9 protein-coding genes and 1 pseudogene are annotated in these 9,418 nt (G+C 44.8%); 3 read left to right on the plus strand and 7 right to left on the minus strand.

Going from position 1 to position 9,418, the window contains the following annotated elements; genetic code table 11:
- Positions 1–128: pseudogene (locus H6F50_RS27115) on the minus strand (S-(hydroxymethyl)glutathione dehydrogenase); the annotation flags it as partial.
- 236 nt (positions 129–364) lie between these two features.
- Here H6F50_RS27115 and H6F50_RS13820 point away from each other — a divergent pair.
- Positions 365–1,453 (plus strand): pentapeptide repeat-containing protein, encoded by a 1,089-nt coding sequence (locus H6F50_RS13820; protein WP_190429134.1) that lies wholly within the window; start codon positions 365–367, stop codon positions 1,451–1,453.
- Positions 1,454–1,605: 152 nt separating this feature from the next.
- On the opposite strand, the gene H6F50_RS13825 is transcribed toward H6F50_RS13820, so the two are convergent.
- Positions 1,606–1,860: a hypothetical protein gene (locus H6F50_RS13825; protein WP_190429142.1), complete on the minus strand. Its 255-nt coding sequence runs from the start codon at positions 1,858–1,860 to the stop codon at positions 1,606–1,608.
- A 477-nt stretch (positions 1,861–2,337) separates the two neighbouring features.
- Here H6F50_RS13825 and H6F50_RS13830 point away from each other — a divergent pair, with 477 nt between their 5' ends.
- A complete protein-coding gene (locus H6F50_RS13830; protein WP_190429135.1) occupies positions 2,338–3,234 on the plus strand; it encodes a hypothetical protein in 897 nt (298 codons plus the stop codon).
- 67 nt (positions 3,235–3,301) lie between these two features.
- On the opposite strand, the gene H6F50_RS13835 is transcribed toward H6F50_RS13830, so the two are convergent.
- Positions 3,302–5,557 carry an FdhF/YdeP family oxidoreductase gene (locus tag H6F50_RS13835; protein ID WP_190429136.1) on the minus strand — a complete coding sequence of 752 codons (2,256 nt, stop codon included), beginning with the start codon at positions 5,555–5,557 and terminating at the stop codon, positions 3,302–3,304.
- Between the two features lie 309 nt (positions 5,558–5,866).
- Between H6F50_RS13835 and H6F50_RS13840 the strand changes: the two genes are divergently transcribed.
- Positions 5,867–6,166, plus strand: coding sequence for a hypothetical protein (locus H6F50_RS13840; protein WP_190429137.1), 300 nt, complete (start codon positions 5,867–5,869; stop codon positions 6,164–6,166).
- A gap of 186 nt (positions 6,167–6,352) precedes the next feature.
- Here the strand turns inward: H6F50_RS13840 and H6F50_RS13845 are convergent, their stop codons facing one another.
- The 4 genes from H6F50_RS13845 to H6F50_RS13860 all read right to left on the minus strand — a co-directional run bounded on the left by H6F50_RS13845 (position 6,353) and on the right by H6F50_RS13860 (position 9,232).
- Entirely contained in the window at positions 6,353–6,817 is a 465-nt protein-coding gene (locus H6F50_RS13845; protein WP_190429138.1) for a type II toxin-antitoxin system VapC family toxin, read from the minus strand.
- Entirely contained in the window at positions 6,814–7,059 is a 246-nt protein-coding gene (locus H6F50_RS13850) for a hypothetical protein (protein WP_190429139.1), read from the minus strand. Before H6F50_RS13850 ends, H6F50_RS13845 begins: the two co-directional genes overlap by 4 nt.
- 345 nt (positions 7,060–7,404) lie before the next feature.
- Positions 7,405–8,268 (minus strand): DUF6615 family protein, encoded by an 864-nt coding sequence (locus H6F50_RS13855; protein WP_347277165.1) that lies wholly within the window; start codon positions 8,266–8,268, stop codon positions 7,405–7,407.
- Between the two features lie 433 nt (positions 8,269–8,701).
- Positions 8,702–9,232, minus strand: coding sequence for a methylated-DNA--[protein]-cysteine S-methyltransferase (locus tag H6F50_RS13860; RefSeq protein ID WP_190429141.1), 531 nt, complete (start codon positions 9,230–9,232; stop codon positions 8,702–8,704).
- Positions 9,233–9,418 lie beyond the last annotated feature (186 nt).

A 9,418-nucleotide genomic window follows, 5' to 3' on the forward strand; every position in this document is an offset into this window, starting at 1 on the left:
TCCGTGTGGCAAACGCCTGTGGCAACAATCCGAACCAAAACCTCTCCAGCTTTTGGCCCTTCCAGGTCAATTTCTTCAATTTCTAAGGGCTTGCCAGTTTCCCAAGCGATCGCGGCGCGTGTTTTCATCGTGACTTCCTGCCAATTTTGTTCAGCACTACATCATCCCGAACTTTGTCCTAGATAGAGAGCGCTGTAATTCTTACTTTAGCGATCGCGGTTCGTTTCGCGGATATAAAGTGACCCAGAAGCTATAAAAATATGTTTGTAAACGCCCCCTCAATCCATACGTTGGTTGAATAAGCCGACTTTCTCACTTGTGGCTTAGGATAGGCTTGCAAAATTCCTACTTCGGGTAATTAAGGATGTGGCACAAAAAAAGTTTGTGGTGGATCTTGGGAGGATTGGGAGGAAGTGCGATCGCTATCTTTGCTTTACTCAATTTCTCCCACTGGCATCGTCTCCGTAGGTACGAGAAGATTCCTGATTTGAGGGCTGTGCAATGGAGTGGTAAAAACCTAGCGGGTGCTAATTTCTCCCGCCAAGTTTTCCGAGAGGCAGATTTATCGGAGGCAAATCTGCGACGGGCAAACCTCCAAGGGGCAGACTTCTCTGGTGCCGCTACTCGCTTGATTGACACCGACTTACGGGAAGCAAATTTAACCAATGCTTTACTCTCCGGGACTCAGGCTACCAGAGCCAATTTCTCTGGGGCAATCTTGCGTGAGGCTGACTTAAGCAACGCTAGCCTGAATGGTGCCCGTTTTAGAGATGCTGATTTGCAGGGAGCAAATTTGATTGGGGCAAAACTGGTAGGGGCTGATTTCAGCGAACTGAAGCACGATCCGGCTTATCTCGATCGAGCGGATTTGACCGATACGGGGATTACGGGATTTCGCGATGCACGGCTTTGCAACGCCACTATGACAAATGGTGCAATTTCTAAACAGGGTTGCTTTTGGCCTTCCTACGATTTGAAAAAAGCAGCGCAAGCTCAAGATTGGCGCTGGATGGATTCGGCAACCAGTTATCTATTTCAAGAGGCGGTGATTCCTGGAGATGCCAAGGCACTTGAGCAGACTGTAGACGAGATTACACCCGAACAAATCCGGGCTATGCCCTGTAAACATCTTAAAACTCTAGATCAACTTTGGCGTCACGCAAGCGGCGATCGCTTTGGGTTCGGCATTCAGCGGCAAATTTGGGAAAGTTCTCAAGTAAATCGAGATTACACCAAGTTCGGAGAAGCTGTGGGATGGAAGCAGAACGGAACTTGGCTCAAATTTAATGATTTAAAGGCTAAAGAGTCCGCTTCCAATGGCAGTGTTCTCCCAATCGGTCATTTTCCCCGGCACTCTTGGCAAGTTCTGGAACCTACTAAGACCGAGCCTACTCGCTTTCGCCGTGTGGGATTTGGGGAATGGATGGCACGACTTAAAGCCTGTGGAATTTGACCGAGCTGCTGTCTCAGTGGAATAACAAGGTGCAATCCTCTTAGGAAGGCTTACCGTAGGTATCGCGTTCCCTGAAATTTAAGCGCGATCGCTCATTTCTGCTTCAGCCTCACTGCTTTCTAACTGGTTTGTTGTGCGTCCTTTTTGCCTGGTCAAGGACTCAATAAAATCAAAATATTCAATTTGAAAGCAAGTGTTAGACTTGCTTCCCAACTGCTACCCAATTTTCTCTTGAGAATCTCTTCCATTTCCCTCAAATCTTCTTCAGTTTTGGGCAATCGATATTTTGGGCTATTAGGATTCCCGCGTTTAATCAGAGCCTCAATTGCTTCATCATCCTCTCGGTGAGCCAAAACATAGGCTCTCAGTTCTTGACGGGTCATTCTGCTAAAGTCAGGCTTCGTCATCATTAAAGCAACCTTGACCATCGGAAAAAATTAGAACTTTCACTCCTCTCAGCTATACTAACCAAGGATAAACAGGGTCTTGGTGTTCTGGTTATACCGAAATACATGGATAGGCTGATAGCCATTTGAGAGCCTCTGGCATACTCTGACACAGGCAAGAGCCTGTTCTGCTGTAGGCATACGCTGTTATTCACATGATAGCGAGTATCACCCTACCGTAAAAGATGTACTTTACTGGCTTGAAGTAACCGAATAATCATCTTCTAAACATTGGCGAGCGCACTTAAGTAGCGAGAGTGTCAAAGTTGCGAGCGCCAAGGTGCAACAGGATATTCGTAGATACGAAATAGGTCGCCGCTAAGGGTGTTCTTCCAATTTGGGTGATTTTTGCTACGAAATGGGCACTATAGATATATAGATTCCTCTGTGTAAGAGTTTGGGTGAATATTTGTGGATGATTGTAGACTTGTCGTAGCTGTGCAGTTACCAGATGGCTCCCTTTTCCATCAGCCAAAATTTATACAACCTGTAGGGGAGTTCCTCACTAAACCAGCACCAGAACTTATAAGGTTGCATAAAGGTAGCTTGCTTTGCGATCTGCTTACAAATGATCTGGGTATTGTTAATTTTAGTAATAACAAGTTAGAGCTAGACTACATTAAGCCTTTTGGGCGTCGAGATGTTCGTCAAGAAAGTATGCGTTTACTTGGCAAACTTGCTGAAGCACTGATTGTGCGCGAATGCCGTGAAGATCCAGATAAAAATCGTTTCTGGGCAAGTCTTGCTAGGCGTGGTAATCAAGTTAAAATTTTAGATGAGTACGTCGCTATAGGAACAGGGTTTCAAAATATTAAGAATCATCCTAATTCAAAGCTAAGAGGAAAGTACAACCCAAATGATACTCAACGAGACATTATATGGGTTAAGAGAGATGACGAAGCTTCAGAGCTTATGACCAGTTCAAGTAGTGGAGTGCGATATTCAGCAGGTCTTCAAATCAAAGTAAGTAGAAACAAAGATAATGTTCTCAAAAGTATTCGGAATAAAGATTATTTTGTTCCAGTGGTCTACTTCGACTTAAATGGGGGCTTCTCGTATGTAGCAAGGAAACTACAGGAAGATGCAGAAAGGATCGGTGCCAATCACTGGCAAGTTGGAGTAGATTTGATTCAAGGTAGAGACGTTTCAGAAGAGCTACACTACAACTTACTACAGTTTTTACCTGTACTCGATCAATTATTTAATGGTGATATCGAACTATCAAACTTGTTGACCGAGATACCAGAAATTCGCACAGCAATTACAAACCGTTTGATACAAAGTACAAGGCTTCCAACTCAGCAACCCGTTAAAGTTTGGACGTTACCTACCTAAGGTGTATTGGCTTGCACGGAACCAAGGGAATGTATGCTAATTTGTATAAGCGATCGCTCTCCCGCTATCAGGTGTAAACTACAACCGGAACTCGCTTAAACGCAGGTATCCCAGACTGCTTATCTATACGCGCTTTGAAGATGACATTAACTTCGGGGTAGAACATCATCGCTGCTCCTTGACGCACACCACCAAAGATAATTTCAACATCCTCTAACTTGCCTGCATCGCCTTGCACCGTCACTCGTTGATGCTCTTGCCATCCTGCTTGTTTTGCATCGGATGGGTTCATTAAAATGCAGTTGCGGTGCGGCATTCCTCGATATTTGTCGCCTGGTTTATAAACTACCGTGTTGTGTTGCGAGTAGCTGCGTCCCGTCATCAATGCTAATACAATGCTCTGGGTAGATTCCGTTACTCCAAACTCTTTTACTTCCGGTAAATGCAATTCCGGTAATGGCGTGACAAACATATTCGCTTTACCGGACGATGTAGCAAATTTGGGTTCGTTGAAAATGCGTCCGGCGATGGTAAATTCTTCCTTGGTTTCATCAATCGTCGCCATCTGCTCAAAGCCAGGAATTGTTTTGGAAATCAGTTGGCGGACATATTTAGTATCTTGTAGTTTGCGCCAATCAACCGGATCGCTGCCAAGAATCCGATGCGCTAATTGTGTGAGAAATTCCACCTCCGAAATCAAATCCGCATCCTTGAGATGGGTTTTACCAACATCATTTAGCCGCACAAAGTTGTTGCCGGATTCCGTAGTAGTTTGGTGCGGATTTTCAAAGCGGTTAAATACGGGAATGATGATGGTATTTTTCTGCGCTAATCCGTGAAAGTGTCCTAAATTCGGTTTGGTGGCGAGGTAAATAATCATTTCAATATTGCCTAAAGCTCGCTTTGCTTGATTTAAGTCAGGGTTCGCCGCATACAGATTCCCACCCAGGCAAATCAACGTGTCTACTTTGCCTGCATCAGCCGCATCAATTAAGTCGCGGGCGCGATATCCAGGGTTGCGGTTGAGCGATCGCCCTAGCAATTTCTCTAACGCTTCTTGAATCTCTTTTTTGAGTTGGACTGTGACTCCCATCGAGCCAAAACCCTGGACGTTGGAGTGTCCCCGGATCGGCATCGTACCGCCGCCGTCTTTGCCCGCATTCCCCGTCAGCAGCGCGGTGTTAGCGATCGCATAGATGTTATCCACGCCGTTTTCTTGCTGCGTTGCACCCATCGCCCAAGCAAACACCACACCTTTTGAAGAAGCGATTATTTCTGCGGCGACTTCGATCTCCTGTTGGGAAACACCGCAAGTTTGCGCGATCGCTTCCCAGGAAATAGAGCCAGCATAATCGACAACCGCTTCCCAACCCTCAGCATGGGCGCAAAGATAATCTGTTTGAATTAAGTTGCGTTCAATTAGCGCTTTTTGGATGCCAATAAATAGCGCCACATCGCTACCGGGAATCGGTTGCAGATAAAGTGAGGAAATCTCCGATCCAGTAAATAGCGACTTGAGGGGAAACGCTGGAGATGCAAACTTAACCAACCCCACTTCCACTACTGGATTAACAACAATAACTTTGCCACCGCGATCGCGCAACTCGATCAGTTCGTTCATTAAACGCGGATGGTTAGCAGGTGCATTCGACCCAATCAGCACCACGCAGTCTGCCTTTTTCAGGCTATCCAGACTCACCATTGAGGTACCAGAGCCAAACATCTGCTTCAGTCCCACCGTCGAGGGGACGTGGCACAAATCCGAGCAATCTGCCAAATGATTCGACCCCAGCGATCGCATCATCAGTTGCAGCAGATAAGCCGCTTCATTCGACGATCTCCCAGAACTATAGGAAGCGACTCGTTCCGGGGACTTGCGAAAACCAGCTTCGCTAATCTCGTAAATCTCATCCCAGGAAATCCGCTCGTAATGAGATTTTCCCTCGCGCAGAATCACGGGAAAGCTGAGACGACCCAGCCGATCCGCTTCTAAGGAAGTTAACTGCTGGAGTTCGGCGATACTGTGGCGATCGAAGAAATGATTTGAGACGGCTGGTTGCAACTCGGCGGAAATTGCCTCTACGCTTTTGGCGCAGCGTTGCATCGTTTCCCCCAACTCGTTCGCGAAGCCACCTTTTTGTCCCCCCGTTCCCCAAGCACAGGACAAGCAAGCACTTTTATGCAACAACGTTTGCCACAGTTTTGGCCCTTCGGGTGATAGGGTATGCTCTGCCCAATATTGCACGACGGGCAAACCGCCACCCATTTCTGGAGCATTGTTGGTTGCTTTCGTTGCGTCTTCTGGTTTAATTTCTGCGTCCATACAGCTTCCTCTTGAATGCAGCGCCACTCATCTGTCAGCCTGGAATGCGTTCTATCCCTCGGAATTTATCTTGAGCCAAATACTATCTAGAGGGACTTGAAATCAGCGTAACTCATCAAAACTTATCTCGCACGATTGTATGGATGTGCGATCGCTGAGAGCTTTTTCCTAGAAAATTAGCTTCTCAAACATCCTCTAATCTTTTCAATCGTAGTGGGATCTCAGCCCTTAAGTAGATTTTCAGATGCCTGCCCCCAGCCTGCAACTGCGCCGTGGAATAATGAGTACACAACTGTTCCTAAAATTTTTATGACCACTTCTCAAAGCCAGGGCTATCTCGTCACGATCATTTGCGAAACGGTATTGCAAGATCGCCTAGTTAAGCTGCTCAGCGGATTGGGTGCTTCTGGCTACACTATTATTCCAGCCAAGGGCGCTGGTAGTCACGGTAAACGTATGGGAGATATCGCTGGCTATAACACCAACATTGAAGTCAAAACCATTGTGTCAAAAGAGATATCAGACCAATTGCTAGAAGACCTAAAGGAGTTTTCGAGCAATCATGCCTTGATTGCCTTTCGTCAAAAGGTAGATGGCTTGTTTGATTAAGTAGTTGAATCTAAACTCTGACTGGGGCGATCGATTTCCACTTGCCGAGTTTTAAGCGTTGTCTGCGGAATATTCAAGATTGCGATCGCTCATCCTGCCAACGCACCAAGATACACTATTCCGCAGATAGGATGGGCAGGAACAAAAAATGATCGACTTCTTGCCCTTACAGAAACAGAGTTAAGGCTAGGACTCATCGGTTTCAGGGATTAATAATTCTTGGGGGCGCACAATTGTAATACCTGATATGCCAGTAAAATCCCTTGGATTGAAAGTCAGAAGATGCGTAATTCCATGTGCAAGCATGACTGCAACGATACGAACATCATGAGTGCGCTTACCCATCACTCTATTGATTGTGACCAAATCTAACCAATTTGGAAAAATCTGCGGAATTTCCTCTAGCAACGGAAAGCGATCGAGAAGCTGATCTACTGTGTTTCTCGTTTGCTCAACAGCCCACCCTAAACCATTCACTTCAATTGGTCGGGTAGCAACAACCCAAAATTCAACAAGCACTTGTGCTGTTAGAAAACATTCGTTTTCCTGTGTAAGTAAACAGGATATTGCGTCTATTGCAAGGCTATGCTGCACATCGGTGGGGCTGCTTAAACGTAAAACAACATTAGTATCAAGCAGATATCTCGTCATTCCTCATAAATGCTGTCGCGGCTGAAGGCTTCATCAGACAGACTTGGACTATTTTTGGGAAGTTGCGATACCCATTCACTTAACTCTCTAGCTCGTTCTGCTGGCGTTGCCCTTTGCCAGAAGGGAACAGATGATTCAACCCGTCTGGATTGAAATTCAAGGAAGGCGATGAAATCAGCGATCTTCTTAAGTTGCTCTTCGTTTAACTTGTCTAGGTCTTGCTTAAGCTTTTCTCGGAGCATGATTATAACGATCGTCCGAAAGCAGATTCCTTCTATTGTAACCAATGCGATCGCCCATTTCTGCTTCAGACTAACTGCTATCTTACTGGCTTCTAAATCCTTCCTGCCAAGTTAAAAATTCAACAAAATTAAGAACCTCATACAATTTCGGTTGAGGTGTCTCAATTCTGGCTTAGCATGAACGGCGTTCATTAGGAGGGGTAAAAAAGCTATCTCCTTTTGGCTGTTTAACGTTTAATATCAGTGGGGGCAGATACCTGGAACACACTGCCAATTGTCAAAACAGCTATCTGCTGTACTAATTTGTTAACTCTCGCGGTGCAACTACTTATTACAGGACAAAGATTACATTGGTTCATTCCGTTCTTTAAATATCGTGAGTGTTCGCAAATCCGGATCGGGGCGTTCTTCTAATTCGTTATTAAGCAGCAAAAGAACATAGCTTGGCGGCTCATCTAAAAGTTCGATTTGAGTATAAATTTGCCGATAATTATTTATTTCACTATCTAATTCTTGACGTATATTTGGCTCAATTTCTTCAAAAAATGACTCCTCTAATTGAAGAATAAAGTTTCTCCAATATTCAAATACTCGGTTTGGTAAATCGCCCGCTCCATATCCATGACAACATACTAAGCAATGCCACGGATTCATGTATGGTATTAAAGCCTGGAAATGTTTGGTTTTGCTTTTCCCCATACTCCGTAAATAGTGAACTGAGAAGGCAGAAAGAATGGAACAACCATAGCTCTCTTGCACTGGATAGTAAGTATTACAACTCCAAGGAATATTAGGTAGGGTATTCCAGTTTGAGTAAAGGCAATACAAAGGAACGCGAGGAAAGGGTTTCTGGAGAGCTTTTTCTATGAGAATGTCACATTGAAATTGTGAAGAGTTATTTTTTCTGTAATGGAGATGCTCAAAGGAGTTAGTTTTAAGGTCTATAACTTTAGCTTGAACTCGAAAACCAATCCATTTGCTGCTAGAACCAGTAAACCACCATTCCCAATCAGCACCATTTGACCCTTCGTCATGTTTGCTGAATGTACGACTGTAAATTTCGGATGAGTGCCGAATTTTTAACTCAAGAATGGTTAAATCTGTTAGAGTTTCTTCTCCAATCTGACAATCTACAGAACGTCCTCTTGCAAGCATATCCCATGTCCAAAGGGCACGGCTCCTGAAAGTGTCACATAGAGTTGGGCACATTTTAGAAAATATAAAAATTAGAAACAATTATATTATTTCCCAACCTAAAAGAGGTCTAACTCTTATTAAACTGGCTTTTTTAGTATACTGCCCAGATTTAGGTGAATATCCGGAAACTAAACTTAACGGTGTATCACCCTAATCTGGCTAGATAGGCTGGCAGTTTGTCAGTACATGAAGCCCAGACGGGTACCTAGACCGACAATATCAGTATATCTTCCAGCGAAACGTGGGATTTCGTAATGAGTCCATCAGTCTCGCAGATCGCCGAGCATTTGAAGATCGTGCCTCCCGAAAATTTTTCCCAGGTGGACGCGCCTGCGCTGAGGACAGAAGACATCGCGATCACATTTCTTCTGCGCTCCACTTTACTTATCCAATTAGCGTAACTGTAGGGCAGAAAGCTATTTGAGCGGACAATACTTTATTACATTCAGTTGTTTCCCAAAGCCATTGTCAATTGCCGACTAGATTTTGCACTATGTCTACGCTCAAGTTCCAGTAAACCTTCTTTAAGACGGACTCCACCTCTAAAACCTGTAAGTGTACCGTTGCTGCCGATGACACGATGACAAGGCACAATAATACACAGAGGATTTTTACCGTTGGCTGCTCCGACAGCACGCGCTGCTGTTGGCAATCCTATTTTTCTCGCCAGTTCTCCATAAGATATCGTTTGACCGTAAGGAATCGACTGGAGTGCTTTCCAAACCTGCTGTTGAAACACCGTACCTATGGGGGCAAGTGGTAGCGTGAATTGATACAATTCGCCATTGAAATATGCCTGAAGTTGCTCAACGGCGTCACCGTCTAGCTTCTTTTGGAAATGCCAAGTGGCTTCTGGAGACTTTGCAGCTAGCCCTTCTTGAAAGTCTATTGCCACCAGCCCAACTGAGTTTTGCGCGATTAAGATACGTCCCAGAGGGCTATCTATGAAGGTATAGAAAATTGAATCAGAAATCATAAAAATTCCTTTTTGCTTAGATTTTCCAGAACGCGATCGCCTGCAATTCTAGATAGAATTTTGGCATGGATTTACATCTGTGCATCATGGGAATGCGTTGGCGAAGCCCACTGAAAGTATCGCTTGTCAGCAACCCATACCATCGGTCAACCCAACAAATATTTATAAGAGTTGGATTGGTTTCCT

It is taken from the genome of Coleofasciculus sp. FACHB-712 (genome assembly GCF_014695635.1).
Taxonomy (GTDB): Bacteria; Cyanobacteriota; Cyanobacteriia; order Cyanobacteriales; family FACHB-T130; genus FACHB-T130.